The 26,160-nt window shown below is 74.3% G+C and carries 26 protein-coding genes; 7 read left to right on the forward strand and 19 right to left on the reverse strand.

Annotated features, from left to right (window positions below; translation table 11 throughout):
- The first annotated feature begins 221 nt into the window (after positions 1-221).
- Complete coding sequence (locus tag HD595_RS36465) at positions 222-1,142, forward strand: helix-turn-helix domain-containing protein (protein ID WP_253777237.1); 921 nt, start codon at positions 222-224, stop codon at positions 1,140-1,142.
- Between the two features lie 52 nt (positions 1,143-1,194).
- Here the strand turns inward: HD595_RS36465 and HD595_RS36470 are convergent, their stop codons facing one another.
- The 5 genes from HD595_RS36470 to HD595_RS36490 all read right to left on the reverse strand — a co-directional run bounded on the left by HD595_RS36470 (position 1,195) and on the right by HD595_RS36490 (position 5,470).
- Positions 1,195-1,998 carry an SAM-dependent methyltransferase gene (locus HD595_RS36470; protein ID WP_308211305.1) on the reverse strand — a complete coding sequence of 268 codons (804 nt, stop codon included), beginning with the start codon at positions 1,996-1,998 and terminating at the stop codon, positions 1,195-1,197.
- Positions 1,999-2,094: 96 nt separating this feature from the next.
- Complete coding sequence (locus tag HD595_RS36475; RefSeq protein ID WP_253777241.1) at positions 2,095-3,285, reverse strand: MFS transporter; 1,191 nt, start codon at positions 3,283-3,285, stop codon at positions 2,095-2,097.
- A gap of 57 nt (positions 3,286-3,342) precedes the next feature.
- Positions 3,343-3,819, reverse strand: a complete 477-nt coding sequence (locus tag HD595_RS36480; protein ID WP_253777243.1) for an RrF2 family transcriptional regulator — start codon at positions 3,817-3,819, stop codon at positions 3,343-3,345.
- Positions 3,820-3,883: 64 nt separating this feature from the next.
- The gene (locus HD595_RS36485) at positions 3,884-4,447 is read right to left on the reverse strand and encodes a hemerythrin domain-containing protein (protein ID WP_253777245.1); all 564 of its coding nucleotides are present in this window, start codon (positions 4,445-4,447) and stop codon (positions 3,884-3,886) included.
- 33 nt (positions 4,448-4,480) lie between these two features.
- A complete protein-coding gene (locus HD595_RS36490; protein WP_253777247.1) occupies positions 4,481-5,470 on the reverse strand; it encodes an Lrp/AsnC family transcriptional regulator in 990 nt (329 codons plus the stop codon).
- A 139-nt stretch (positions 5,471-5,609) separates the two neighbouring features.
- Between HD595_RS36490 and HD595_RS36495 the strand changes: the two genes are divergently transcribed.
- Together HD595_RS36495 and HD595_RS36500 are read left to right on the forward strand one after the other, a co-directional pair.
- Positions 5,610-7,250: an MFS transporter gene (locus HD595_RS36495; protein ID WP_253777249.1), complete on the forward strand. Its 1,641-nt coding sequence runs from the start codon at positions 5,610-5,612 to the stop codon at positions 7,248-7,250.
- Between the two features lie 80 nt (positions 7,251-7,330).
- Complete coding sequence (locus tag HD595_RS36500) at positions 7,331-8,983, forward strand: acyl-CoA synthetase (RefSeq protein ID WP_253777250.1); 1,653 nt, start codon at positions 7,331-7,333, stop codon at positions 8,981-8,983.
- 47 nt (positions 8,984-9,030) lie between these two features.
- Here HD595_RS36500 and HD595_RS36505 read toward each other — a convergent pair whose 3' ends face one another.
- The gene (locus tag HD595_RS36505; RefSeq protein WP_253777252.1) at positions 9,031-10,116 is read right to left on the reverse strand and encodes a Zn-dependent alcohol dehydrogenase; all 1,086 of its coding nucleotides are present in this window, start codon (positions 10,114-10,116) and stop codon (positions 9,031-9,033) included.
- Positions 10,117-10,271: 155 nt separating this feature from the next.
- Between HD595_RS36505 and HD595_RS36510 the strand changes: the two genes are divergently transcribed.
- The 4 genes from HD595_RS36510 to hypF all read left to right on the forward strand — a co-directional run bounded on the left by HD595_RS36510 (position 10,272) and on the right by hypF (position 15,767).
- Complete coding sequence (locus HD595_RS36510; protein ID WP_253777254.1) at positions 10,272-11,702, forward strand: aldehyde dehydrogenase; 1,431 nt, start codon at positions 10,272-10,274, stop codon at positions 11,700-11,702.
- 140 nt (positions 11,703-11,842) lie between these two features.
- Positions 11,843-12,787 (forward strand): SIS domain-containing protein, encoded by a 945-nt coding sequence (locus tag HD595_RS36515; protein ID WP_253777256.1) that lies wholly within the window; start codon positions 11,843-11,845, stop codon positions 12,785-12,787.
- The gene (locus HD595_RS36520; protein ID WP_253777259.1) at positions 12,784-13,410 is read left to right on the forward strand and encodes a D-sedoheptulose-7-phosphate isomerase; all 627 of its coding nucleotides are present in this window, start codon (positions 12,784-12,786) and stop codon (positions 13,408-13,410) included. Before HD595_RS36515 ends, HD595_RS36520 begins: the two co-directional genes overlap by 4 nt.
- Complete coding sequence (gene hypF, locus HD595_RS36525) at positions 13,407-15,767, forward strand: carbamoyltransferase HypF (protein WP_253777261.1); 2,361 nt, start codon at positions 13,407-13,409, stop codon at positions 15,765-15,767. The genes HD595_RS36520 and hypF overlap by 4 nt, the downstream gene beginning before the upstream one ends.
- 9 nt (positions 15,768-15,776) lie before the next feature.
- Here hypF and hypE read toward each other — a convergent pair whose 3' ends face one another.
- The 13 genes from hypE to HD595_RS36585 all read right to left on the reverse strand — a co-directional run bounded on the left by hypE (position 15,777) and on the right by HD595_RS36585 (position 25,950).
- The gene (gene hypE, locus HD595_RS36530) at positions 15,777-16,967 is read right to left on the reverse strand and encodes a hydrogenase expression/formation protein HypE (RefSeq protein ID WP_308211308.1); all 1,191 of its coding nucleotides are present in this window, start codon (positions 16,965-16,967) and stop codon (positions 15,777-15,779) included.
- On the reverse strand, positions 16,964-18,091 hold the full coding sequence (gene hypD / locus HD595_RS36535) for a hydrogenase formation protein HypD (protein ID WP_253777263.1): 1,128 nt from the start codon (positions 18,089-18,091) through the stop codon (positions 16,964-16,966). Before hypD ends, hypE begins: the two co-directional genes overlap by 4 nt.
- Before the next feature lie 9 nt (positions 18,092-18,100).
- The gene (locus tag HD595_RS36540) at positions 18,101-18,373 is read right to left on the reverse strand and encodes a HypC/HybG/HupF family hydrogenase formation chaperone (RefSeq protein WP_253777265.1); all 273 of its coding nucleotides are present in this window, start codon (positions 18,371-18,373) and stop codon (positions 18,101-18,103) included.
- Positions 18,351-18,716, reverse strand: a complete 366-nt coding sequence (locus HD595_RS36545; RefSeq protein WP_175589328.1) for a hydrogenase maturation nickel metallochaperone HypA/HybF — start codon at positions 18,714-18,716, stop codon at positions 18,351-18,353. Before HD595_RS36545 ends, HD595_RS36540 begins: the two co-directional genes overlap by 23 nt.
- A 6-nt stretch (positions 18,717-18,722) precedes the next feature.
- Entirely contained in the window at positions 18,723-18,830 is a 108-nt protein-coding gene (locus HD595_RS47315; RefSeq protein ID WP_376768095.1) for a DUF6893 family small protein, read from the reverse strand.
- The gene (locus tag HD595_RS36550) at positions 18,827-19,744 is read right to left on the reverse strand and encodes a hydrogenase maturation protease (protein WP_253777267.1); all 918 of its coding nucleotides are present in this window, start codon (positions 19,742-19,744) and stop codon (positions 18,827-18,829) included. The genes HD595_RS47315 and HD595_RS36550 overlap by 4 nt, the downstream gene beginning before the upstream one ends.
- Positions 19,741-20,778 carry a hypothetical protein gene (locus tag HD595_RS36555; RefSeq protein WP_253777270.1) on the reverse strand — a complete coding sequence of 346 codons (1,038 nt, stop codon included), beginning with the start codon at positions 20,776-20,778 and terminating at the stop codon, positions 19,741-19,743. Before HD595_RS36555 ends, HD595_RS36550 begins: the two co-directional genes overlap by 4 nt.
- Positions 20,768-21,463 (reverse strand): DUF6084 family protein, encoded by a 696-nt coding sequence (locus HD595_RS36560; protein WP_253777272.1) that lies wholly within the window; start codon positions 21,461-21,463, stop codon positions 20,768-20,770. The genes HD595_RS36555 and HD595_RS36560 overlap by 11 nt, the downstream gene beginning before the upstream one ends.
- A gap of 3 nt (positions 21,464-21,466) precedes the next feature.
- Positions 21,467-21,691 (reverse strand): hypothetical protein, encoded by a 225-nt coding sequence (locus HD595_RS36565; RefSeq protein ID WP_253777274.1) that lies wholly within the window; start codon positions 21,689-21,691, stop codon positions 21,467-21,469.
- Entirely contained in the window at positions 21,688-22,497 is an 810-nt protein-coding gene (locus HD595_RS36570) for a DUF5947 family protein (RefSeq protein ID WP_253777276.1), read from the reverse strand. Before HD595_RS36570 ends, HD595_RS36565 begins: the two co-directional genes overlap by 4 nt.
- Positions 22,498-22,561: 64 nt before the next feature.
- Entirely contained in the window at positions 22,562-23,089 is a 528-nt protein-coding gene (locus HD595_RS36575) for a NifU family protein (protein WP_253777278.1), read from the reverse strand.
- 6 nt (positions 23,090-23,095) lie between these two features.
- The gene (locus tag HD595_RS36580) at positions 23,096-24,889 is read right to left on the reverse strand and encodes a nickel-dependent hydrogenase large subunit (RefSeq protein ID WP_253777280.1); all 1,794 of its coding nucleotides are present in this window, start codon (positions 24,887-24,889) and stop codon (positions 23,096-23,098) included.
- Positions 24,886-25,950, reverse strand: coding sequence for an NADH-quinone oxidoreductase subunit B family protein (locus HD595_RS36585; protein ID WP_253777282.1), 1,065 nt, complete (start codon positions 25,948-25,950; stop codon positions 24,886-24,888). Before HD595_RS36585 ends, HD595_RS36580 begins: the two co-directional genes overlap by 4 nt.
- Positions 25,951-26,160 lie beyond the last annotated feature (210 nt).

A 26,160-nucleotide genomic window follows, 5' to 3' on the forward strand; every position in this document is an offset into this window, starting at 1 on the left:
GTCGCGGAGTCGTCCACGAAGCCCGGGCACAAGCCGCAAAGCGGAAGATCGTGCGAGCTTTTCCGGGATAAATGGCTAAAAGTCCGATTTCGCCGATGGCACAGTCGTGGCGGATGCGGGGATTGGGGTGGAATGCGCGTGGGCGGGGAAATGGCATGCGGCCCGAAGGCGTGGCAGGATGGATCGGTCTGACTGCTGCGATTTGCTAATTTTGGAGCATTATGTCGACTGCTCGGGACAGGGGCGACGTGGCCGGAGTCCCGGACACCGGAATTCCGGGCAGAATTCCCCGCCATTCCGGGCCGACCGCGCTGCGCATCCTGGTCGGCGCGCACCTGCGCCGGCTGCGGGAGGCGCGCAACATCAGCCGTGAGGAGGCCGGGTACCTCATCAGGGGCTCCCACTCCAAGATCAGCCGTCTGGAGCTCGGCCGGACCGGGTTCAAGCTGCGCGACGTGGCCGACCTGCTCACCCTGTACGGCGCGGACGAGGCCGAGCGCGCGACGCTGCTGGCGATGGCCGAGCAGGCCAACGCCCCCGCCTGGTGGCAGGACTACCGCGACGTGGTGCCCTACTGGTTCGAGGACTACCTCGGGCTGGAGCGCGACGCCTCGCTGATCCGCACGTACGAGATCCAGTACGTGCCCGGCCTGCTGCAGACCGAGGACTACGCCCGCGCGGTGATCCAGCAGGGACGCGAGCGGGAGCCGGTCGAGGAGGTCGAGCGCCGGGTCCAGGTGCGCATGCGCCGCCAGCAGATCCTCAGGTCGGCCGCCCCGCCCAAGGTGTGGGCGGTGATCGACGAGGGCGCCCTGCGCCGCGAGGTGGCCCCGCCCGAGACGATGCGTGCCCAGCTCGAACACCTCGCGACGCTGGCCGAGCTGCCGCACGTCACGATCCAGGTGCTCACGTTCAGCTCCGGCGGCCCCGTCGGCGGCGTCGGCCCGGTCACGGTGCTGCGCTTCGCGCCCGCCGAGCTGGACGACGTCGTCTACCTGGAGCAGATCGCCGGGGCGCAGTACCTCACCCGCAGGCAGGACGCCCTGCCGTACCAGCATCTGCTGGACCAGCTCGTGCTGCACGCGCGGCCCTCGGCGGCGACGCCGGCCATCCTGCGGATGCTCGCCGCCGCCATGGCCTGACGGGACATGGCCTGGCGGAACATGGCCTGACGGGGCGGGGCCGGACGCCCGGCTACGGCTTGCGGCCCACGCCGCAGAAGGCGTCCACCTCGTCCGGCACGCCGAACACGCCCGCCTCGACCCGCCAGCGCGACACCGACACGATGCCCGGCTCCACCAGCTCCAGCCCGTCGAAGAACCGGCCGATCTCGCCGGGGGTGCGCAGCCGGTAGGAGTAGACCTTGCCCTCGTCGCGCAGGCGCTCGGCCTCGGCGGCGGCGTCGGGGTTGACCGTGTTGGTGCCGTCCTCGAACACCAGGTAGCTGCCCGGGGCCAGCGCGTCCATCAGGTGCCCGACCAGCCGGTACGCGTGGTCGTCGTCGAAGATCGTGCCCATCACGCCGAGGAGCATGAGCGCGGTCGGCCGGGTGAGGTCCAGAGTCTTGGCCGCGAAGTCCAGGATCGTGTCCGGGTCGCGCACGTCGGCCTCGATGTAGTCGCAGGCGCCGAGGGGGTGGCTGGTGAGCAGCGCCTGGGCGTGGACGAGCACGAGGGGGTCGTTGTCGACGTACACGATGCGGCAGCTCGGATCGACCCGCTGCGCGACCTCGTGGGTGTTGTCCACGGTCGGCAACCCCGTCCCGATATCCAGAAATTGCCGGATTCCTGCCTCTTCGGCGAGATAACGCACCGCACGCCCCAGGAACGCCCGGGTGTGCCGGGCGATGTCCTCCATGCCCGGATAGACCTCGCGCAGTTGCGCGGCGAGTTCGCGGTCGACCGGGTAGTTGTCCTTTCCGCCCAGCCAGTAATTCCACACCCGCGCCTGGTGCGGCCTGGTGATGTCGATCCTGGGGAGAGGCGCCTCGTCGGCCACGAAATTCTCCTCATGTGTCTGCATCTGTCGGCATACAAACCTAATGCCGGGCGTTTTTCCGCGCCACTGGTGATCGACGGCGAGATCATAGGGCGTTCAGCGGTGGCGGCGCGTGGCGAGCAGGTACCCGAGGGACGCCACGGCCAGGGCGGCGTGGACGGCGAGCGCGACGGCCGGGCCCGCGGGGAGCAGGGCGCCGCCGAGGGCGGTCCCCAGGGCGATGCCCGCGTACATCGCGGAGGCGTTGAGCCCGACGACCACGGCGGTCTCCCGTGGCGCCGCCGCGATCAGCCGCACCTGCTGCGCCGGGGTCTGCGACCAGGTGCTCGCGCCCCACGCCGCCATCAACAGCGCGGTCAGCGGGAGCCACGTCACGCCGGCGTGCCCGGCCGAGGTGAGCGAGGCCAGCGCGGCGAGTGCGGCCAGCGAGAGGGCGATCGCCGCGTACCCGGTGGCGAGGACCGGGATCGGGCCGCGCCGGTCCACCGCCGTGCCCGCCACGGCGTTCCCGGCCACCGCCCCGGCGCCGTACACGACCAGCAGCCAGGTCTCCGCGGACGGTCCCGCGCCGAGGGCGCGCAGCAGCGGGACGGTGTACGCGTACAACCCGTAGCTGCCGGCCAGGCCGAGCGCGGTCAGCGGCAGCACGGCCACCACGCCGGGGCGGCGCAGGGTCGCCAGGCGCTCGCGCAGCGGCACCCGCGGGTGGCCCGGCAGCGGCGGCAGGGCGGCGCGCACCCCGGCCGCGGCGAGCAGGCAGAGCGCGGCCACGAGCCCGAGGGCCGAGCGCCAGTCCAGCAGCCGGCCCGCGAGGTTGCCGAGGGGGACGCCGACGGCGGTGGCGACGGTCAGGCCGCCCACCACCACGGCCAGCGCGCGGGCCCGCCGCTCCGGCGCGACCAGCGCGGCGGCGACCGCCCCCGCGTTCGGCGTGAAGACGGCCGCGCCGGCGGCGGCCGCCACGCGCGTGGCCATCAGCGCCGCGTAGCCGGGCGCGAGCGCCGAGCCGAGGTTGGCCAGCGCGAGGAGCAGCAGCGCGCCGACCAGCAGCGGGCGGCGCGGGACGCGGGAGGTGAGCGTGGCCAGGACGGGGGAGAGCACGGCGTAGGTGACGGCGAAGGCGGTGGCGCTCTGCCCGGCGGCGCTCTCGGAGACGCCGAGGGAGCGGGCCATGGCCGGCAGAAACCCGGCCACGACGTAGGCGTCGGTGCCGACGGCGAACGTGCCGAGCGCCAGGATCAGCGTCCGGCGGAGGCCGTGGGGGGACGTAACCAGGACATCAGACATCCCGATTTCCTCTCTGCGGGGACGAGGGTCTGGGGCGGTGGCGCTTCTTGAGGAGGGTCAGCCGGTCATGCGGCTGTAGTTGCGGCGGGTGCGCTCGGCCCCCACCGGGGCGTGCGCCATCAGGTCGGCGATCGTCTGGGCGGCCAGCTCCCGCCGCCAGGCCAGCTCGGCGCGGCGCATCGCGGTCGCGATCCCGCACGGGCGGGCGAACTCGCTCCCGGCGCCCTCGCCGCCCACGCCCCGCTGCCGGATCTCGTCGCAGCGGAACGGCTCCAGCGGGCCCTGCAGGGCGGTGACGACGTCCATGAGCGTGATCCGCTCCGGCGGCCGGGCCAGGGAGAAGCCGCCCCTGGCCCCCGGCGTGGAGGCCAGGATGCCGGCCCGGGTGAGGGCCTGCAGGCGCTTCTTCAGGTACTCCTGCGGCAGGTCGAACCAGGCGGCCAGCCGGCGGATCGACACCGGCCCCTCCTCACGCAGCCAGGCCAGGGTCACGCAGCAGTGCAGGCCCCACTCGACTCCTTCACCCATGTGCATACCGGGACTATAGATGTCCCGGTTCGGGACGTGCCGGCCGGGGGTGCCCCCCGGGCCGGTCAGGTCAGGACTTGCCGCGGCCGGTGAGGGCGTCCCTCAGGCGGTCGACCAGGCCCGCCCCGGGCGCCAGCAGCTTGTTGAACGGCGGCGTGTCCGGCGCGGACGGATGGGGGCGGGTGGGCGCCACCTTCTTGGCCCGCTCGACCTTGGCCCCCAGCTCGGTGAGCTCCTCGGCGGGGCAGGACGCCCGCAGCTTCGGGAACAGGTCGTTCTCCTCCTCCTGGACGTGGTGGCGAATCTCCCGCATCAGCTTCTCCATGACCGGCCAGAAGTCCTCGTCGCCGGGCTCCAGCGCCTCCAGCCGCTTCATGGTCTCCTCGGCCTCGGCGTGCTCGGCGATCTCGTGGTCGGCCAGCTCGTCGCCACCCTCGACGAACTTGCGCACCGCCGGGTACAGGTACGCCTCCTCGGCCACCGAGTGGCGGACGAGCTCGATGACGACCTGCTCGGCCAGGGTCTTCGGCCGCTCGTCGATGGCGCCGATCATCGTGTCCAGCTCCGCGAACATCTGCTCCACCTCGCGGTGGTCGGTCACCAGCACGCTGATCACGTCCTGCTGCTCGGCCATGCCGCACCTCCTCGCCTCTCGCCGCTGCTTGCCTCACGCACCTGCCCACCCTGTCCGGGCCAAACGCGTCCCGTCGGCGGGGAGGTGGCCGGCCGCCTTGAGGGTGGCGTGGACGGGAGCGGTCTCCAGCGTCCGTACGCCGTCGAGGGCGCCGAGCCGGTGGACGAGGTACCGGTGCAGGTCGGCTGGGCCGGAGCACAGCGCGCAGGCGAGCAGGTTGGTGCTCCCGGTCGTGGCGATGACGGTGGCCAGCTCGTGGTGGCCGGCCAGGGCGGTGGCCACCCGGTCCAGGTCGCCGGGCGCGACCGCCATCCACAGCAGGGCCTGGGTCGTGACGCCGTACGCGGAGGCGTCGATCTCCACGTCGAAGAACAGGGCGCCGCGGGCGCGCAGGTCGGCCAGGCGGCGCGCCACCGTGGCCTGGGACCAGCCGGTGACGGCGGCCAGGTCGGCGTGGGGCGCCCGGCCGTCGTGGCGCAGCGCGTCGATCAGCGCGTGGTCTCCCTCGGTCAGCCGGGGCGGACCGGCGACGGCCGGCGGCAGGGCGGGGCGCAGCAGCTCCCGCTGCCCGGGGTCGAGGGTCTGGAGGCGTCCGTGCCAGGCGGCGGGCCCGCCCAGGTACGTGTGGAGCACGCAGTGGGCCGAGACCGCGGTGATGCCGGACCGCCGGGGGACGTCGTGGAGCAGGGGCGGGCTGGTCGCGTCGGGCGCGTGGACCATCGCGAAGATCTCCGTGCCGCCGGAGGTGAGCTTGACCCAGGAGGTGTCGGCGCGGCGGGCCAGCGAGTGCGCCAGGGGCCGGGCGGCGGCCGGGGTCGTGCTCAGGCGGACCACCCACTGGGTGTGCCCGGAGCGGCCGTGGTCGGCCAGGCCCACCACGCGCAGCCCCGCCTCGCGGCGCAGCCGCCGGTAGCGCCGCGTCACCGTCTGCGGCGACACGTCCAGGACCTCGGCGACCCGGCTGAAGGGGGCCCGGCCGTCGATGTGCAGGGCGTGCACCAGGGCGCGATCCACGTCATCCATATGACCAGGATTCCTCACATTCGGACCGCTCATGGCGGAAATCCGCACCTGGCGTCGCTCGGCTGGAAGGTCCTCGCATGTCCGGCCGACCCTGTTCCCGCACGAAGAGAGCAAACCTGAGGAAGGAAGAGGGAGAGCGATGCCCCACCACCCTGGCGGCCCCCACCCTGGCGGCCTCCACCCCGACAGCCTCCACCCCGACAGCCTCCGCCACGACACCCTCCGTCATGGCGACCCGGCCCGCCGCCGGCGCTGGGCCGGGCTGGTCGCGCTGCTGGTCGCCGAGGCCATGAACCTGCTGGACGCGACGATCGTCACGGTCGCCGCGCCGGTCGTCCACGCCGACCTGGGCGGGGACGCCTCCGCCATCCCCTGGTTCAACGCCGCCTACACCTTGCCGTTCGCCGTGCTGCTGATCACCGGCGGCCGGCTGGGCGACCTGGCCGGGCGGCGGCGGGTGTTCGCACTGGGCGTGGCCGGGTTCGCGCTGGCGTCGGCGGCCTGCGCCCTCGCGCCCGGCGTGGGGACGCTCGTCGGCCTGCGCGCGGTCCAGGGGGCCGCCGCGGCGCTGGTCATCCCGCAGACCATCGGGCTGATCCGGGCGATGTTCGACGGCCGCGACCTGGCCAGGGCCATGGGGAGCATCGGGCCGGTGATGGGGCTGGCGGCCGTCGCCGGGCCCGTCCTCGGCGCCGTGCTCACGCACGCCGACCTGTTCGGGTCGTCGTGGCGGGCGGCGTTCCTGGTCAACCTGCCGCTCGCCGCCGCCGTGCTCGCCGCCGTCCCGTTGCTGCCGGGCCGGAGGACGCCGGATGAGGCGGCCCGCGAGGCGTCCGGGGGGACCACGCGGAAGGCGTCCGACGGGACCACACGGGCCGCGTCCGCGGGGGCGGCGCGGCCCAGGCTCGACGGGACGGGGACCGTGCTCGCGGCGCTGGGCACCGGCCTGGTCGTCTTCCCCCTCATCCAGGGGGACGCCGCCGGCGGGCCGGCGCGGGGCTGGGCCATGGCCGTCGCGGGCGTCGCCCTCCTCGTGGGCTTCGCCTTCCAGCAGCGCCGCCGGGCGCGGGCCGGGCGCGCCGGGCTGGTGGAGGCGAGCCTGTTCCGCGACCGCGGCTTCCCGGCCGCGCTGGCCACCTCGGCCCTGTTCTTCGCGGCGATGAACGGCCTGTCGCTGGTGGTCGTCCTGGAGGTCCAGCTCGGCCTCGGGCAGGACGTGCTGACCGCCGGGCTCGCCCTGCTGCCCTGGTCGGCGGCCATGGGGCTCGCCTCCTGGGTGGCCGGCGCGAGCCTGGTGCCCCGGTACGGGCGGCGGGTGATGTTCGCCGGGCCGGCCGTCATGCTCACCGGCCTGGCGGTCACCGTGATCGCCTACCGGCCGTCCGCGACCGCCGCGACCCTCGGGATCGTCGCGGCCGGCCTGGCCGTCGCGGGCGCCGGCAACGGGCTGTTCACCACCCCGTTCTTCACCGCCGCCCTGTCCCGCGTCCGGCCGCACGAGACGGGGTCGGCCGCCGGGCTGCTCAACGCGGTCCAGCAGGCCGGCTCGACGCTCGGCACCGCCGTCCTGGGCGGCGTCTACCTGCGCGCCCTGGCCGCCGGGTCCGGCTGGGCGGGCGCCGGGCACGTGGCCGCCGCCCGATGGGCGTTCCTGCTGGGCGCGGGACTGCTGGCCGCCACGGTCGTCGCCGCGGCCCTCATGCGGGTCGTCCGGCCCGGGCCGGACCGCGTCCCGATGGAATCCAATCAAGCGCTTGCTAGGCAAGCGGGTGAGGGTTAGTCTGCGGCTGCGCGGCGGTGCCGCCGCTCTGCGGCGGCCCGTTCCCCGCGATGGCGATCACCGGACGGGGGAGTGCCCTGATGGAGTTCAACCACGCCGACCTGTTCGAGGCCCTCGCGGACGCGATGGGCGGGCGCCGGGCCCTCGTCAGCCCCGACGCGCTCGGCACGCCCCGCGAGCTCACCTACGCCGAGCTCGACGCCGAGGCCGACGCGCTCGCCCACGCCCTGCTCGACGCCGGCCTCGGGCCGGGCGACCACGTGGGCCTGCAGATGTTCAACTGCGTCGAGCACATCGCGGCCGTCCTCGCCGCGCTCAAGATCCGCGCCGTGCCGGTCAACGTGAACTACCGCTACGTCGAGGACGAGCTGGTCTACCTCTACACCGACGCGGAGCTGAAGGCGCTGCTGTACGACGGCGAGCTGGCCGGCCGGGTGGCCCCGGCCCTCGCCCGCATCCCGCCGCCCCATGGCCTGGCCGGGGACGGCGAGGATTCGGAACGGCCGGGGCGGCTCATCGAGGTGGGCGTGGAGAGCGGGGCGGTGCCCGGAGCGGTCAGGTACGAGGACGCGGTGGCCGGGCGGGCCGGCTCGGGGCGGGCGGGGGCGCGCGTCCCCGGGCCCCGCTCGGGCGACGACCTGTTCGTCATCTACACCGGCGGCACCACCGGCTTCCCCAAGGGCGTGATGTGGCGGGTCGAGGACCTGCTCAGGGCGTTCTGGCACAACTACGCGCCCTTCCCCGCGACCCCGGAGCAGCTCGTCGAGGCGGCGACGGGCGGCGGCCCCCTGGTGATGATGCCGGTCGCGCCGCTGATCCACGGCGCGGCGCAGGTCGCCACGTTCATCGGCTGGTGGCTCGGCGCGACGGTCTGCTACGTCCGCAGGTTCGACGCCGCCGACGTGCTGCGCGCCATCGCCCGCCACCGGGTCAACACGATCAACATCACCGGCGACGCCATGGCCCGCCCGCTGGCCGAGGAGCTGGCCGCCGGCGACCACGACGTGTCGTCCCTGCTGGTGATCAGCTCGACCAGCGCGCTGCTGTCCGCCCCGGTGCGCGAGCGGCTGGCCGGGCTGCTGCCGAACGTGGCGATCCTCGACAACTTCGGCTCCACCGAGTCCGGCTACACCGCCTCCGGCGTGGCCGGCGGCGCATCGGGGGAGGGCCTGCGCTACCGGGCCAACGACCCCGGGCTCACCGTCCTCGACGAGCGGCTGCGGCCGGTCGAGCCGGGGTCCGGCGTCATCGGGCAGGTCGCCAGGAGCGGCCCCATCGCGCTCGGCTACTGGAAGGACCCCGGCAAGACCGCGCGCACCTTCGTCACCGACGCCGAGGGCGTGCGGTGGCTGCTCACCGGCGACATGGCGACCGTGGAGAAGGACGGCGCGATCGCCGTCCTCGGGCGCGGCTCGCAGTGCATCAACACCGGTGGCGAGAAGGTGTACGCCGAGGAGGTCGAGGCCGTGCTGAAGGGCCACCCGGACGTCTTCGACGCGGTGGTCACCGGCATCCCGGACGAGCGCTTCGGCAGCCGCGTCGCCGCGGTCGTCGAGCCCCGCGAGGGTGCCCGGCCCACGGCCGAGGAGCTGGACGCCCACTGCCGCCGCGGCCTGTCCGGCTACAAGGTGCCGAGGACGTACGCGTTCGTCGAGCGGATGACGCGCTCACCCGCCGGCAAGGCCGACTACCGCTGGGCGAGGGAGACCGCGCAGGCCGCCGCGACAGCGTAGAACTCGTTCTAGCTGCCGGGGCGGCCTCCCCTCCCGGAAAGGTCGCGTCAGTCGAAGAGCACCACCTGGCGGATCACGTCCCCGCCCTTGTCCAGGGCCAGGACCGCGTCCGGCAGGTCCTCGAAGCGGATGCGGCGGGTGATGAGGCTCTCCAGGTCCAGCCGCCCCGCCCGCCACAGGTCCACGAACCGCCGGGCGTCGCGGCGCAGGTCGGAGCAGCCGTAGATGGAGCTCAGGATGTTCTTGCCGTCGAACAGCAGCGAGAAGGCGTCGATCTCGACCTGGTCGTCCGCCGCGCCCGCACCCACGACCACCACGTCGCCGCCGCGCCGGGCGGCCTGCCAGGCGGCCTTGACGGTGCTCGACCGGCCGACGGCCTCGAAGGCGTGGTCGAAGCCGCGCCCGCCGGTGAGCAGGCCCTTGACCGCCTCCATCTGCTCCGGCGTCGTCGCGTGGGTGGCGCCGAAGCGCTTGGCCGCCTCGTGCTTGGCCTCGATCGGGTCCACGGCCAGGATGGTCGCCGCGCCGGCCAGCCGCGCCCCCTGGATGACCGACAGCCCGATGCCGCCCGCGCCGATGACCACGACGGAGGCGCCCTCCTCGACCCGGGCCGTGTTGATGACCGCGCCGACGCCGGTCGCGACCGCGCAGCTCAGCAGCGCCGCGAGCTCGAACGGCACGTCCGGGTCGATCCTGACGACGGCCTGGGCCGGGACGACGAGCTCCTCGGCCCACGCGCCCAGCCCGCCGAAGCCGAAGCACGGGGCGCCGTCGCCGAGCCGGAAGCGCGGCTTGGTGAAGCCCTCCAGGACGTACGTGATGCACAGGTACGGCTGGCCGCCCAGGCAGTCGGCGCACGAGCCGCAGGGCGGGATGAAGGACAGGAGCACGTGGTCGCCCGGCGCGAGCCCGCTCACCTGGGAGCCCGTCTCGACGACCTCGCCCGCCGCCTCGTGGCCGAGCACCGCGGGCAGCGAGGCGGGCAGGACGCCCTTGAGCGCCGACACGTCGGAGTGGCAGACGCCGGTGGCCCGGACGCGGACCCTGACCTCGCCCGGGTCGGGCCCGGCGACGGTGACGTCGTCGCGCAGTTCGAGGGCGGCACCGGGCTCGTGAAGTACTGCGGCGCGCATGGGCTGTTCCTCTCCGGACGGGATTCCGGCCGCTCTCGGTAGAACCTGTTTCAAGGTGGGTGTATTGTCGCCCGGTAGCCATATTTCAAGCAAGCGTTTGGTCGGATCAGTACCGGGGACCGGCGCGAGTCCCCTCTTCGTGAGGAGAGGCGGAAGTGCGCGAGTACACCCAGCTCTACATCGGAGGCGGCTGGACGGACCCGGCCACGGGCGCGGTCATCGAGGTCGTGTCCCCCCACACCGAGGAGGTCGTCGGCAGGGCGCCCGAGGGGTCGCCCGCCGACATGGACCGCGCCGTCGCCGCGGCCAGGGAGGCGTTCGACGACGGCCCGTGGCCGCGCATGTCACCGGCGGAGCGGGGCGAGGCGCTGGGCCGGCTCGCCGCCGCGTACGAGGCCAGGCAAGCCGAGATGGCCGAGACCATCACCGCCGAGATGGGCTGCACGCTGGCCTTCTCCCAGCTCGCCCAGGCCCCCATGGCCCACGCCGTGCTGTCGTACTACGCCGGGCTCGGCGACTCGCTGGTCGTGGAGAGCGAGCGCCAGGGCCTGTTCGCGCCCATCACCGTCCGGCGCGAGCCGGTCGGCGTCGTGGCCGCCATCGTGCCGTGGAACACCCCGCAGTTCCTCACCATGACCAAGATGGCGCCCGCCCTGCTCGCCGGCTGCGCGGTCGTCGTCAAACCGGCCCCCGAGACGCCGCTCGACGCGCAGATCCTGGCCGAGCTGGTCGACGAGGCCGGCCTGCCGCCGGGCGTGGTCGGCATCGTCCCGGCCGGGCGCGAGAGCGGCGAGCACCTGGTCCGGCACCCCGGCGTGGACAAGGTGGCCTTCACCGGCTCCACCGCCGCGGGCCGGCGCATCGGCGCCCTCTGCGCCGAGCAGCTCAGGCGGTGCAGCCTGGAGCTCGGCGGCAAGTCCGCGGCCATCCTCCTGGACGACGCCGACCTCGACGCCTACATCGGCTGGCTGCCGTTGACGTCGTTCATCATCAGCGGCCAGGGCTGCATCGCGCAGACCCGGGTGCTGGTCCGGCGCGACCGCGTGCAGGAGGTGCTGGACCGCCTGTCGGAGGCGTGCCGGGCGATGCGGATGGGCGACCCCTTCGACCCCGCAACCGAGCTCGGCCCCCTGGCCACCGCGCGCCAGCGCGACAAGGTCGAGGGCTACATCCGCCTGGGCCAGGAGGAGGGCGCCAAGCTCGTCGCCGGCGGCGGTCGCCGGGGCTTCGAGCGCGGCTGGTACGTCGAGCCCACCGTCTTCCTGGGCGACAACACCATGCGCGTGGCCCGCGAGGAGATCTTCGGCCCGGTCCTCGTCGTCATCCCGTACGAGGACGAGGAGGACGCGATCCGGCTGGCCAACGACAGCGAGTACGGCCTCGGCGGCTCGGTGTGGACCAGGGACGCCGAGCGCGGCCTGGCCGTCGCGCGGCGGGTGCGCACCGGGGTGTGCGCGGTCAACGGCTTCCTCCTCGACCCGGTCGCGCCGTTCGGCGGCTTCAAGGCCAGCGGCATGGGACGCGAGCTCGGCCCGGAAGGGCTCGACGGCTACCTGGAGTACAAGTCCATCCCGCGGATGGGGTGAGCGCACGGCGTCGTCCGCCGCGACCTGCTCGCGCGGCCGAAACCTGTCCCAACATTGACGCGACGCGGGCACGCGCACGCCCCGGCCGCGTCGCGGCGCCGATGAGCATGTCTGCTGAGGCACCACCACGGGGGACGCGCATGGCCATCGAACCGGGGACACCCGAGAACCTGCTGGAGCGGGCCGCCGCGCGCCGGACCGCGCCCGGCCGGGCACTGGCCCGCGACGCCGGGTCGATCGCCGCCGCGGCGCGGGGCATGGCGGCGCGCTTCCGCCGCGGAGGCCGGCTCGTCACGTTCGGCGACGGCGCGGCGGCGGCCGACGCGGGGCACGTGGCCGTGGAGTTCACCCATCCGGTGATCGTGGGCAAGCGGGCGCTGCCGGCGATCTCGCTGGCGGGGGACGCGGCGGCGCTCGGCGGCCCCGCCGGGGGGAACGGGCCCGGGGCGGGGTTCGCCGCCCAGGTCAGGACGTTCGGCCGGCCGGGGGACATCGCGCTCGGCGTGCTCACTGGTGAGGACGACCGTCGCGTGCGGGAGGGGCTCGCGGCGGCCCGCGAGCTGGGCATGCTCACCGTCGCCCTGACGGCCGCCCCGCCCGCCGCCTCACCGGCCACCTCACCGGGAGGCCCGCCCGCCACATCGCCGGGAGGCCCGCCCGCGACCTCGCCGGGAGGAGCGGGCCGCGCCGCCGAGGAGGCGGGGTCCTGCGGTCCGGTGGCGGCCGATCACGTGCTGACCGCGTGGTGCGACGATCCGCTCGTCGCCCGGGAGCTGCACATGACGGCCTACCACCTGCTCTGGGAGCTGGTCCACGTCGTGCTGGACGAGCCCGAGGAGGCGCCGCCGCAGGAAGCGCCGCCGCAGGTCGCGTGCGACACCGGCGGCGGCACGTGCGTGACGTGCTCCGACACCGCCGTGCCGGTGCACGTCACCGAGCTGCGTCCGGGCGGGCTCGCCCTCGTGGACACCGGCGAGGGCGTCGAGGAGGTCAGCGTCGCCCTGGTTCAGGCGCGGGTCGGCGACGTCGTCCTGGTCCACGCCAAGGAGGCCATCGCGGTGCTGGGCGGCGGTGACGGCTCGTGAGCGCGCTCTACCCGTTCCTCGCCCCCGACGGCGACGCCGGGACGGACCTCGTCCGCTCCACCGAGGCCAAGGCGGCCGAGAGCCTGGAGCTGCGCCTGCGGGTGCTCGCCGGCCTCGGCCCCGCCCTCGCCGCCTGCGCCGCGGCCATGGCGGCGGCCTTCCGGGCCGGGGGCACGCTGTTCGCGTTCGGCAACGGCGGCAGCAGCACCGACGCCCAGGCCGTCGCCCAGGTGTTCCGCACGCCGCACGGAACGAGCCCGGGTGTCCCGGCGATCTGCCTGACCGGCGACGCCGCGCTGTTGACCGCGCTGGCCAACGACGTCGCCTTCGACGTGGTCTTCGCCCGGCAGCTCGCCGCGCTCGGCCGTCCCGGCGACGTGGCGATGGCGCTGTCCACCAGCGGCGGGTCCGTCAACGTGCTGCGCGGCCTGGAGCAGGCCCGCCGCATCGGCATGGTCACGGTCGGCCTGGCCGGGGCGGGCGGCGGCCGGATGGCCGAGGAGGGCCTGGCCGACCACCTGTTCGTCGTCCCGTCGTCGTCGGTGCACCGGGTGCAGGAGGCGCAGACGACCCTCTGCCACGTCCTGCGCGAGCTGGCCGGGCGGGAGCGGGCGGGCACGTGAGCGGGCGGGTGCGCTCCCTCATCCGGGTCGAGGGCGTCGTCCAGGGGGTGGGCTTCCGGCCGTTCGTGCACGCCCTCGCCTCCCGGTACGGACTGGCGGGGCTGGTCGGCAACGACGGCGGCGGGGTGTTCATCGAGGCGGAGGGCCCGCCCTCGGCCGTCGCCGCGCTGGTGGAGGCGGTGCGCGAGCGCGCCCCCGTGCTGGCCGTCGTCGAGCGGGTCAGCGTCACCGCCGTCCCGCCGACCGGGGACGGCGGCTTCCGCATCGTGCCCAGCGTCGCCGGCGGCCCCGGCCGGGCGCTCGTCCCGCCGGACGTCGCCACCTGCGACGACTGCCTGGCCGAGCTGTTCGACCCGGCCGACCGCCGCTTCCGGTACCCGTTCGTCAACTGCGTCAACTGCGGGCCCCGCTTCACGATCATCACGGCCGTGCCGTACGACCGGGCCGTCACCACGATGGCGGGCTTCGCCCTGTGCGCCGCCTGCGCCCGCGAGTACCACGACCCGGCCGACCGCCGCTTCCACGCCCAGCCCACCTGCTGCCCCGCCTGCGGCCCTCGGCTGGCGCTGCGCGCGCCGGACGGCACGCCGCTGCCCGGCGACCCGCTCACGGAGGCGGCGGCCCTGGTCGCGGCGGGCGCCGTCGTGGCCGTCAAGGGGCTCGGCGGCTACCACCTGGCGGCCGACGCCGCCTCCGAGGACGCGGTCGCCGCCCTGCGGGCGCGCAAGCGGCGGCCGGACAAGGCGTTCGCGGTCATGGCCGCGGACCTGGCCGCCGCCCGGGAGCTCTGCGAGGTCGGCGAGGCCGCCGCCGCCCTGCTGACCGGGCCGGCCCGGCCCATCGTGCTGCTGCCCCGGCGGGCCGGCGCGCCGGTCGCGCCCTCGGTGGCGCCCGGCGGGCCCGACCTGGGCGTGCTGCTGCCGTACACGCCGCTGCACCACCTGCTCTGCCGCGAGCTGGCCCGGCCGTACGTGCTGACCAGCGGCAACCTGGCCGACGAGCCGATCGCGCACGACGACGAGGACGCGTTGCGGCGGCTGGGCGGCGTCGCCGACGCGTTCCTGTGCCACGACCGGCCCATCCACGCCCCCGCCGACGACTCGGTGCTGCGCGTCTTCCGCGGCACGCCGGCGCCGGTGCGCAGGTCGCGCGGGTACGCCCCCGAGGCGATCACGCTGCCATGGCCGTTCCGGCGGCCCGTGCTGGCCTGCGGCGCCGAGCAGAAGAGCACCTTCTGCCTCGGCCAGGGCCATCGCGCGGTGCTGTCGCAGCACCTCGGCGACCTGGAGGGCCATCTGGCGCTGCGCGCGTACACCGGCGAGATCGAGCGGATGCGGCGGCTGCTCGGCGTCGAGCCCGAGGTCGTCGCGTACGACCCGCACCCGGAGTACCTGTCGACGAAGTACGCGCTGGAGCTCGACGGCGTGGACGTCGTAGCGGTCCAGCACCACCACGCCCACATCGCCTCGTGCCTGGCCGACAACGGCGAGGCGGGTCCGGTCGTCGGGGTCGCGTTCGACGGCACCGGACACGGGCCCGACGGCACGATCTGGGGCGGGGAGCTGCTGGTGGCGAGCCTGTCGGGGTACGAGCGGGCCGGCCACCTGGAGCGGGTGCCGCTGCCGGGCGGCGTGAGCGCCATCCGCCAGCCGTGGCGCATGGCGGCGGCGTACGTGGGCGCGGCGGGACTGGCCGCGGCGGGGGAGCCGGCCGGCCGGCTCGCGGTGGCCCGCCGCAACGCCCGGCTCTGGCCGGCCGTGTCGGCGCTCGCCGCCGCCGGCGGCCCGGCCGCGCCGCTCACCTCCAGCGCCGGGCGGCTGTTCGACGCGGTGGCGGCGCTGCTGGGGGTACGGGACGCGGTCACGTACGAGGGGCAGGCGGCCATGGGGCTGGAGCACCTGGCCGACCCGGCCGTGCGTGACGGCTACCCGGTGACCGTGACCGGAGGGGCGGGGTCGCGGCTCGCCGGCGGCCGGTGCGCCACCGGCTCGCCGGGGCTGGTCAAGGACGGCCACGGGGCGACGTGTGCCCTGGCCGCCCCTGTGGTGATCAGGAGCACCGACCTGGTACGGGCCGTCGTGGAGGACCTGCGGCGCGGCGTGCCGTCGCCGGTGATCGCGGCGCGGTTCCATCACGGGCTGGCCGAGGCGGTGGTGACGGCGGCCGGGCTGATCGCCGAGGCCGCCGGGATCGGGACGGTGGCGCTGTCGGGCGGCGTGTTCGCCAACGAGCTGCTGCTCGGCGGCGTGGCCGACGGGCTGCGCGCCGGGGGGTTCCGCGTGCTGACGCACCGCCGGGTGCCGTGCAACGACGGCGGGATCAGCCTCGGCCAGGCGGCCGTGGCCGCCTCCCTCTGACCCGTCTCGTCAGCAGATGCGGGGCAGCGGATCCCCTATGAGAAGGTCCACGATGCGGGTGCCGCCGAACGCCGTGCGCAGCAGGACGAGCCCCGGCGGGTCGTCCCGCACGGTGCCGATCACCGCCGCCCCCGCGCCGAGCGGATGCCCGCGCAGCACCTCGACCGCGCGCTCCGCGTGCTCCCCGTCCACCACCGCCACGAACCGGCCCTCGCACGCCACGTACAGCGGGTCGATGCCGAGCAGCTCGCACACCCCGGTCACCTCGCGGCGCACGGGCAGCGCCTCCTCCTCCGCCACCACGCACACGCCGGAGGCGACCGCCACCTCGTTGAGGATGGTGGCGACCCCGCCGCGCGTGGCGTCGCGCAGCGCCCGCACCCCGCCCGGCGGCAGGGCGTCCAGCAGCGCGCCCGCGATCCCGTGCAGCGGCGCGGTGTCGGAGACGAGCGGCGCCTCGATGCCGAAGTCGCCGCGCGCCAGCATGATCGCTGCGCCGTGCTCCCCGATCGGCCCGGACACGACGACCGCGTCACCCGGCCGCGCCCGCGCGACCGACAGCTCCACGGGCCGCTCCAGGACCCCGACGCCCGCGGTCGTGACGTAACAGCCGTCGGCCTTGCCCCGCTGGACGACCTTGGTGTCGCCGGTGACGATCTCCACCCCGGCCGCGGCCGCGGCGGCGGCCATCGACGCGGTGATCCGCCGCAGGTCGGCGACCGGGAAGCCCTCCTCCAGGATGAAGCCCGCCGACAGGTACGCCGGACGGGCCCCGCACATCGCCAGGTCGTTGACCGTGCCGTTGACCGCGAGGTCGCCGATGTCGCCCCCGGGGAAGAACAGCGGCGACACCACGAACGCGTCGGTCGTGAACGCGGTCCGCGCGCCGTCCAGCGCCAGCGTCGCCCCGTCTTCCAAGGGCGCGAGGCGCGGGTTGCGGAACGCCTCCAGGAAGACCGCCTGGATGAGCGTCTGCGTGGCCTTGCCGCCCGAGCCGTGGGCGAGCGTGATCCGCTCCTCCCTGACCACCGGCCGGCGCCGCCTGGCCCGCGCGATCCGGTCGAGCACCTGCTGCTCACGGTCACGCAGCGGCGTCCCGGGAGCGGGCGGCGCGTCCTCGTCGAGGGCCACTCCGGCGGGCGGCGCGGACCCGTCAGGCGGCGCGGACCCGTCGGGCGGGCCCTTCGTCTCGGCGGTCACGACAGCGTCGCCTCCCTCACCCGTTCGCGGCTGAAGCGGCCGAAGTTGTAGTACGCGGCGCAGGCGCCCTCCGAGGACACCATGCACGTGCCGATGGGCGTCTCCGGCGTGCAGGCCGTGCCGAACACCTTGCACTCCCACGGCTTGAGCACGCCCTTGAGCACCTCGCCGCACTGGCACGCCTTGGGGTCGGCCACGCGCAGGCCGGGCAGGTCAAAGATCCGCTCGGCGTCGAACTCCGCGTACGCGTCGGACAGCGCCATCGCCGAGTGCGAGATGAAGCCGAGCCCGCGCCACTCGAAGTGCGCCCGCATCCGCATCACCTGCCCGATGGCCGCCATGGCCGTGCGGTTGCCCTCCCAGGGCACCACCCGCGCGTACTGGTTGGCCACCTCCGAGCGGCCCGCCGCGAGCTGCCCGAGCAGCATGTGCACGGACTGCAGGATGTCCAGCGGCTCGAACCCCGCCACGACCAGCGGCTTGCCGTAGTCGCGGGCGATGAAGTCGTACGGCCGGCAGCCGATCACGGCCGAGACGTGGCCCGGGCCGATGAAGCCGTCGAGCCGCAGGTCGGGCGAGTCCAGGATGGCCTTGATCGCCGGGATGATGAGGACGTGGTTGCAGAAGACCGAGAAGTTGCGCACGCCCTCGGCCGCGGCCCGCAGCACGGTCATCGCCGTGGACGGTGCCGTGGTCTCGAAGCCGATCGCCATGAACACGACGCGCCGGTCCGGGTTCTCCCTGGCGATCTTGAGCGCGTCGAGCGGCGAGTAGACCATGCGGATGTCGGCGCCGGCGGCCTTGGCGTCGAGGAACGAGCCGTTCCCGCCCGGCACCCGCATCATGTCGCCGAACGACGTCATGATCACGCCGGGCTGGGACGCGATGTGGATGGCGTCGTCCACCCGCCCCATCGGGATCACGCACACCGGGCAGCCGGGGCCGTGCACGAGCACGACCTGCTCCGGCAGCAGGTCCTCCAGCCCGTGCTTGTAGATCGTGTGGGTGTGCCCTCCGCACACCTCCATGAACGTGTACCGGCGGCCCGGCTCGCACCGGGCGGCGATGTCGGCGGCCAGTGCCCGAGCCCTGCCCGCGTCGCGGTACTCATCGACGAACCGCACGCGACCCCCTCACGTGATGTCCGACTGGCGCAGCGCGTCCAGTTCGTCGTCGTAGGCCGGGCCGAGCCCCTCCAGGTAGTCCAGCACCGCCTGCGCCTCCTCCTCGGAGATCCTCGACAGCGCGAACCCCACGTGGACCAGCACCCAGTCCCCGATCTTCAGGTCCTCGTCGGCGAGCAGGCCGACGTTGATGCGCCGGCGCACGCCCGCGACGTCCACCACCGCGAGGTCGGCGTTGTCGGCGTCGGCGGCGACGAGCTCACCGGGGATGCCCAGGCACATCGGCCGGCTCCTCCCCGAAGGTGATCGACTCCAGCACCAGCTCGTCGCCTCCGGTGACGTCCACGTCGTCGCTGCCGCAGGGCGGGCAGACCGCCAGCACGTCCAGCGACTCGCAGCGGGCGCCGCAGGCCCGGCAGGTGACGGTGACGGGCGTCACGACGAGATCGACGGCGGCGTCCTGCGCGGCGGTGCCCGCCGAGGCGAGCGTGAAGGCCTGGTCGAACGCTTCCCCGACGACCGCGTGGCGGACGCCGACCCGCACCCGCGCGCCGCTGATCCGCCTGCCCCCGGCTCGCCGCTCCAGCAGCTCGACCAGGCCCTCGCACATTCCGATCTCGTGCATACGGCACTACATCCGTTTCATCGTTATGTACCGGTGAATTTCCGGCCATTGGCGGACGATGACCGCGCTTACCGTGGCTATCGCGATCAGTGCCGCAACGTGTCTCTTTCTCATGCCATGTCACCTCCTTCCGGATGCGGAGGCCGGGAGGCGGGCCCGGCGTTTTCCGCAATCATGTCCATCACCAGACGGACGGCATGGCCGGCCGCCTCCCGCACGGGCGCGCTCAGCTCCACCAGCACGTCCTCGTCCGGCTCGCCGGACGGCGCGACGGCGGGCTCGCAGCAGACGACGACCACCCGGCCGGGCAGCCGCCCGAGCTCCGCGGCGAGGCGGAGCACCTTGACCGGGTCCATGCCGTGGCCGTCCGCCTGCGCGGCGGGCCGTGCCGCGCCGTCGCCCGCGCCCGCTCCCGCGTCCGGGGACAGGTCCGGCTCCAGCACCGTCAGCGTGCCGGGAGCCTGACCGCGGGGCGCGGCGTCCACGAGGATCGCGAGGTCGTAGTCCCGTTGCAGTGCGTACGCGAGGTCCATGCCGCGGATGCCGAAGTCCACCACGTCCACGCCGGCCGGCAAGGGCAGCGCCGAGAGCCGGCGGGCCACCTCGACGCCGAACCCGTCGTCGCCGAAGAAGACGTTGCCGATGCCCGCGACCAGGATCCGGGCGGCCGGGGCCGCCCCGTCCCGCTCGTCCAGCGGCTCGATCTCGTCGGCCGCGTAGAAGAAGCGGTGCCCGGGCATCCGCGCCTCGCCGAGGTCGCGGCCCGGGTCGTCGTCGAGCGTGACCGCGACGTGGAAGGCGCCCTCGTCGTCCTGCTCGACGGACTCGACGACGGCGACGCGGCCGTCCAGGACCAGGTCCATGATGTCGGTCCGCTTCATCGGGGAGGGCCGCAGCCGGACCCGGCTGCCGGCGCGCACGGCCCGCCCGGCGACCGTCACCACGCCGGGCCCGCGCCGCTCCATCCGCGCCCAGAACCCCAGGCCGACCATGCGGTCGCCCCCGGGGCCGGGGTACTCGCCGTTCATGCCTCGTCCCTGCGCAGGACGCCGTGCAGGCGCATGAGCTGCTCGGCCGTGAGCCCGGCGCAGCGCTCCAGGATCTCCCGGCCGCGCGGGTCGCCCTCGCGGATCTCCCGCTGCTCCTCCTCGCCGAGCGCCAGCACGCACAACGTCAGGAGCTGGTCGATCTCCGTCGCGTCGAACAGGTCGCCGGGGCTCTCCGGCGAGATCCGCGGGTGGTCGTACAGGATGATCGGCGCCGACAGCATCGTGTGCCGCTCGCCCTCCTCGCCGACGAGGACCGGCCAGGCGCCGAGGCCGCGGCAGCCCTCCGCGTGCTCGCGCAGCTCCTCGGGCGGGTCCATGAGCGAGACGAACCGCCCGTCGCGCGCGTGCAGCGCGGTGTGCGCCGACACCAGCGTGCGCCGCATCAGGTCGCTACGGCTGCCGCCGGGCCACGGGGTCGTGTTGACCACGTCGGCGGTCAGCCGGAAGAGGCCCGGCCCCAGCGGCTCGGCGCTCACCTCGACGTGGCCGCGCAGCCCCTCCCAGTGCCGCACCACCGCGCCTATCGGCCTGCCGTCCTCGACCGGGACGGTGTCCGGCAGCGGCTCGATCTCCTGTCCCGCGGGCACCTCGATCGCCGCGCGGACCGGCCGCCGCGCCAGGTCCTCCAGGGCCAGGCCGCACGCCGCCGTCTCCCGCTCGGTCGCCTCCTCCCGGGGCACGATCCGCAGGCCGCCGGTGACCAGCTCCGGTACGGGTTCGGCGAGGCCGTCGCGCACCAGGGCGGGCTCCCGTACGAGGACGTGCAGGTAGCGCACCCGCACGTCCACGCGCGCGCCCGCGTCGGCCTCCACGAGGCACTGGGTGCGCATGAGCCACGGGTGGCCGTCGTGCTCGCGCCCGTAGGGCTCGGGGTGGACGCCGCCGATCGTCCAGCGGTGCCGGTTCTTCAGCGCCGACTGCCGGTACGGCCACAGCAGGTAGCCCTCGTACAGCACGGCCCGCGCGATCCGCCGCACCTCGTCCGCGGGCGGCCGCCCGTCCTCATCGTCCATCGGCTCGTCCATCGGCTCCCGCCTTCAGCAGCGACTCGACCACGGCGTCCCAGCCCGGCAGCGCGTTGCGGGTCCGGTAGGCGTGCAGCCGGTCGAAGGTGTCACGGCCCAGGCGCAGCCACGCCGCGCCCGGGAAGTGGCGGTCCATGAGGTCCCGCCAGGTGGCGGCCGGCATGCGGAAGCCGGCCTCGGTGTCCCACGGGATCCGCGTGGCCCGCAGCATGCCGCCGGCCAGGGCGAACACCGTGCCGCTGAAGAGGAACTCCAGCGGGATCGCGCCGTCGCGCACGCCGTCGAGGTACTTGGCGGCGGCCACGTCGAAGTCGTAGGTGCAGGGCACCCGGAGCGGCGCGGTCGTCTCCCCGGTGAAGGCCGGGAGCTGCGTGACGTGCTGTGCCCACAGCAGGCTGGCCGGTCTGCGTCCCCACAGCTCGGGCGGCCCGAACAGGTCGGCGAGGCGTTCGCGGCACGCCTCGTCGTAGCCGCGGCGGGTGACGGCGATGCGCAGCTGCGTCTCCAGGACGACCGAGCGCACCTCCACCCCGTCGGCGGCGGCGATCCGCAGCGCGAACTCCAGCGTCGGCACGGCCGCGAACTCGGCCGCCTGGACGCCCTCGACCGTGATGCGCAGGGACGGGGCGGCATCGGTCGCCGCCCCGTCCTTCGGCGCTGTCGTCTCGCGCACGGCTCAGGCGGGGGAGAGGTTCGGCATGCCGGGCATGATGGGGTCGCGGTCGGCGGCGTTGATGCCGGTGGAGCGGGCGGCGGTCGAGCGGCCGTCGATGAGGTGCCCGACCTGGCTCTCGTAGTGGCCGACGGAGTTGCCCTCGTTGACGCCGTCGATGTGCGAGGGCGTGTCCGGGTGCACCTGGGGCCGTCCGGTTTTGATCTGCGTCTCGCTCGTGCTGCTCATCGCGTTCCCCCTCGGATGTGCGTCGGGTGTCCGGCCGGGGTCACGGTCGCCGACCCCTGGCGTAGCTCGGTGAAGAAGCCGCCGACCGCGTCCCAGACGCGCGGGCCGCCGGCCAGCCCCTTCCAGTGGGTGCGGAGCAGGCCGACCAGGCGGTAGCAGTCGTCCACCGGCACGATCCAGTGCTCCGCGGCCTCGCCGGTCCGGTTGACGAGCAACGCCTCGACGTCGGGCGTCAGCCGCCGCAGCACGGGGTTGGCCTCCTCCAGCCGCCGCCACAGGGACGGCTCCAGCGGCGACTCCACCGGGCCGCCGGGGCTCGGGTAGAACAGGACGGTGCGGCCGGCCGCCGTGTCGTGGAAGAGGAACGCCATCCGCACCGGGATGCCCAGCTCGGCCCACGTGGCGTCGTCCAGGTCGAAACCGTCGAGCAGCCACCGGCGGTCCGGCACCAGCCGGTAGCGCCCGCCGCCCTCGGCCGTGGACGGGGCCTCGCGCGGCTCGGCGAACAGCACCGAGCAGGGACGGCAGGCGCAGCGCAGCTCGCGGGCCGCCAGGTCGAGCAGGTGGCGGTGCGGCGCGTCGAGCGGCGCGGCGCACAGCTCGCAGGACTCCTTCGGCTCCGCGGCACCGCCGGCCTCGGAGGGCGTCGAATCCGCGCCGGCCCCGGGGAGCCTCGATTCCGCGACACCGCCGGCCCCGGGAAGCGCTCGCGGCGCAGGGCGCGGAGCTCCGGGGGCCGCGCCCGCGCGGGCGATGAGCCTGCGCAGCGCGCTACCCGTGTCCCGCCCACCGTCCGGGTCCTGCACACGGCCCGGGTCCTGCACACGGCCCGGGTACCGCCCACCGGCCGGGGCGCTCATCGCGGCCGCCTCACGCCCGCGTCCCCGGCGCCCGGAGCAGGCTCTCCACGGGGATCACCACCGGCTCCGGCGCGGCCGGGGCCTCCTCCTCGACCACCACCCGCTCGAACTCGGGCGCCGCGTCCCGCACCGCCTGCTCCACGGCCGAGCGCGCCCGCGCCGCCGTGGAGCCGCACCCGCCCTTCGCCCCGGGAGCCGGGCGCAGCAGCAGCCGCACCGTGTCCTCCTCGACCGCGACGACCTCGACCCGCGCGCCGCCGAGCCGGTCGCGGGCCCCGTCCAGCGCGTGGCGGATGCGGGTCGCCGCGTCCAGCGGGTGCAGGTTGTGCAGCAGCAGCAGGTGCGCGACCAGGTCGTCGGCGGCGATCCGCTCCGGCAGGCCGCCGCCGGCCGCCGCGGCGACCGCCATCACCCGCGCGAGCGCCTCGCCGTACAGGTCGAGCAGCGCCTCGGCGAGCTCGACGGCCCGCGGGTCGGCGCCGCCTTCGAGGAGCTCCTCGACGCGGCGCACCCGCTCGGTCACCTCGTGGTCGTCCATCGCGGCTCAGCCCGTGACGCTCGTGCCGAGGGTGGGGGAGTGGACCTGCCGCAGCACCTTGCCGCCGCCGACGTACATGTGCACGCCGCAGGGCAGGCACGGGTCGAAGCTGCGGACGGTCCGCATGATGTCGATGCCCTTGAAGTTCTCGGGGCCGTTCTCCTCGAAGATGGGCAGGCCCTGCACGGCGTCCTCGTACGGCCCCGGGGTGCCGTAGACGTCGCGCGGGCTGGCGTTCCACGGCGTGGGCGGGTACGGGTGGTAATTGGCGATCTTCCCGTTGCGGATCACCATGTGGTGCGACAGGACGCCCCGCACGGCCTCGTGGAAGCCGCAGCCGATCGCCTCGTCCGGCACGTCGAAGTCGGTGAAGACCTTGGTGCGCCCGGCCCGGACGTCGTTGAGCGCCTCGTCGACGAAGTGGAAGGCCAGCGCGGCGGCGTAGGCGACGAAGTACATGCGGGCCCGGTTGCGCTCGATCGTGTTGGCCCACTTCGGCACGTGCCACTCCAGCCGCATCTCCGGCATGGAGCCGGACTTCGGCAGGTTGATCTCCACGCTGTGCCCGGTGGCGCGGACGCCGCCCGCGTCGACCAGCCCGGCCAGCGCCGTGGTCCACAGCCGGGCCAGCGGCCCGCCGCCGGTGTCGAGCGCCAGGTGGTCGCCGGTGCGCCGGTCGTGCCAGCGGGGGCTCATCACCCAGCTGTAGTTGCCGCCCTGCAGGTCGCGCTTCTGCGGCTTGGGCAGCGTCGTCTGGTTCCACGGGTGGCGCTGGTCGACCGGGTTGCCGAGCGGGTCGTGGGTGACGAACTTCTCCTCGTTCTGCCAGTCGTCGTAGTACGAGCTGCCGAGCAGGATCCGGATGCCGAGGTTGATGTCGACGAGGTTGGTGGTGATCAGCTCGCCGTCCACCACGATCCCGGGCGTGACGAACATGGCCCGGCCCCACTCGTCCATGTGCCGGTAGTCGTAGTCGCAGACGTTGGGGTCCTGGAAGGCGCCCCAGCAGCCGAGCAGCACCCGCCGCCGGCCGACCTCCTCGTAGCCGGGCAGCGCCTGGTAGAAGAAGTCGAAGACGTCGTCGTTCATCGGGACGGCCCGCTTGACGAAGTCGAGCGCCCGCACCAGCCGCACGAGGTAGTCGGTGAACACCTGGGGCGTGGCGACCGTGCCGACGCCGCCCGGGTAGAGGGTCGAGGGGTGCACGTGCCGGCCCTCCATGAGGCAGCACATCTCCCGGGTCAGCCGGCTGACCTGCAGCGCCTCCTTGTACATCGCGCCGGTGAACGGGTTGAAGGCGCGCATGATGTCGGCGATGGTGCGGTAGCCGTGCAGGTGGCCGCGGGGCGCCTCGGTGGTCTCGGCGCGGCGCAGCATGCTCGGGTTGGTCTCCTTGACCATCTGCTCGCAGTAGTCGACGAAGACCAGGTTGTCCTGGAAGAGGGTGTGGTCGAACATGTACTCGGCGGCCTCGCCGAGGTTGATGATCCAGTCGGCGAGGGGCGGGGGCTTGATGCCGTACGCCATGTTCTGCGCGTAGATCGAGCAGACCGCGTGGTTGTCACCGCAGATGCCGCAGATGCGGCTGGTGATGAAGTGCGCGTCGCGCGGGTCCTTGCCCTTCATGAACACGCTGTAGCCACGGAACAGGGACGAGGTGCTCCTGCACTCCACGACCTCCCTGTTCTCGAAGTCGATCTTGGTGTAGATGCCCAGGTTGCCGATGATCCTGGTGATCGGGTCCCAGGACATGTCCACCAGCTGGCGGGTCTCCTGGGCCTGCTCTGCCTTGGTCGTCACCTCGACGATCCCCCTTCCAGCCCCGGCCACCGGGGGTCGTATCCGCTGGTCAGCTTGTCCTCGTTGTGACGCCACTTCGGCTCTTTGTTGGCCGTCTTGTTGGTGATGGCCCGCAGGCGGCGGATCATCGCGCCGTAGACGCCGGCCGTGCCGGAGGAGACGGACGCGCCGGGCGGCTGGTCCATGAACGGCATGAACTTGTCCGGGAAGCCGGGCATCGTGCAGCCGATGCAGATGCCGCCCACGTTGGGGCAGCCGCCGATCCCGTCCATCCAGCCGCGCTTGGTGACGTTGCAGTTGACGACGGGACCCCAGCAGCCGATCTTGACCTGGCACTTGGGCGAGTTGTAGTCGCGGGCGAAGTCGCCCTGCTCGTAGTAGCCGGCCCGGTCGCAGCCCTCGTGGACTGTCTTGCCGAACAGCCACGTCGGCCGGAGCTGCCGGTCGAGCGGGATCATCGGCGCGAGACCGGCCGCCTGGTACAGCAGCCAGGTCAGGGTCTCCATGAAGTTGTCCGGCTGCACCGGGCAGCCCGGCACGTTGACGATGGGCAGGCCGCCCGCGGAGCGGAAGTCGGCGCCCAGGTAGTCGCCGAGCCCCATGCACCCGGTCGGGTTGCCCGCCATGGCGTGGATGCCGCCGTACGTGGCGCACGTGCCGATGGCGACCACGGCCCACGCGCCGGGCGCGAGCCGGTCGATCCACTGGTTGACCGTGATGGGCTGCCCGGTGGCCGGGTCGTTGCCCATCGACGTCCAGAAGCCGTCGCCGTTGATCTTCTCGTTGGGGATGGACCCCTCGACCACGAAGATGTACGGCCCGAGCTGCCCGGCCGCCGCCTGGTGGAAGGCCGCCATGAACTCGGCGCCGGTCTCCTTCGCCAGCACCTTGTTGTGCAGGTGGACCTTGGGCAGCCCGGGCACGAGCCCGAGCAGGACGTCCTCGATGCTCGGCAGCGAGGCGGCCGTGACCGACACGGTGTCGCCGTCGCAGCTCATGCCCTCGGAGGTCCACAGGATGTGCACCTCGTCCACCGCGGTGTCCGGTCTGGTTGTGGTCATGGCCCCGAGCCCCCTTGCCGGCCGTCACGGCCTCGTCGGCCTGGCGTCGCCGATCAGTGTCCGTGCGGTCACTGTCTGTAGTGCTGTACCGCGTACGGGGGCGCGGCAAACCATGACACCGATCGCGAACCGGCACGTCCGGGCCCGCCGGGGAGGCCGCGGACGTGACGGTGCGCTACCGGCGCGCCACACGTCGGCCGGGAGCGAAGC

The organism is Nonomuraea roseoviolacea subsp. carminata, from assembly GCF_024172185.1.
GTDB lineage: Bacteria > Actinomycetota > Actinomycetes > Streptosporangiales > Streptosporangiaceae > Nonomuraea > Nonomuraea roseoviolacea.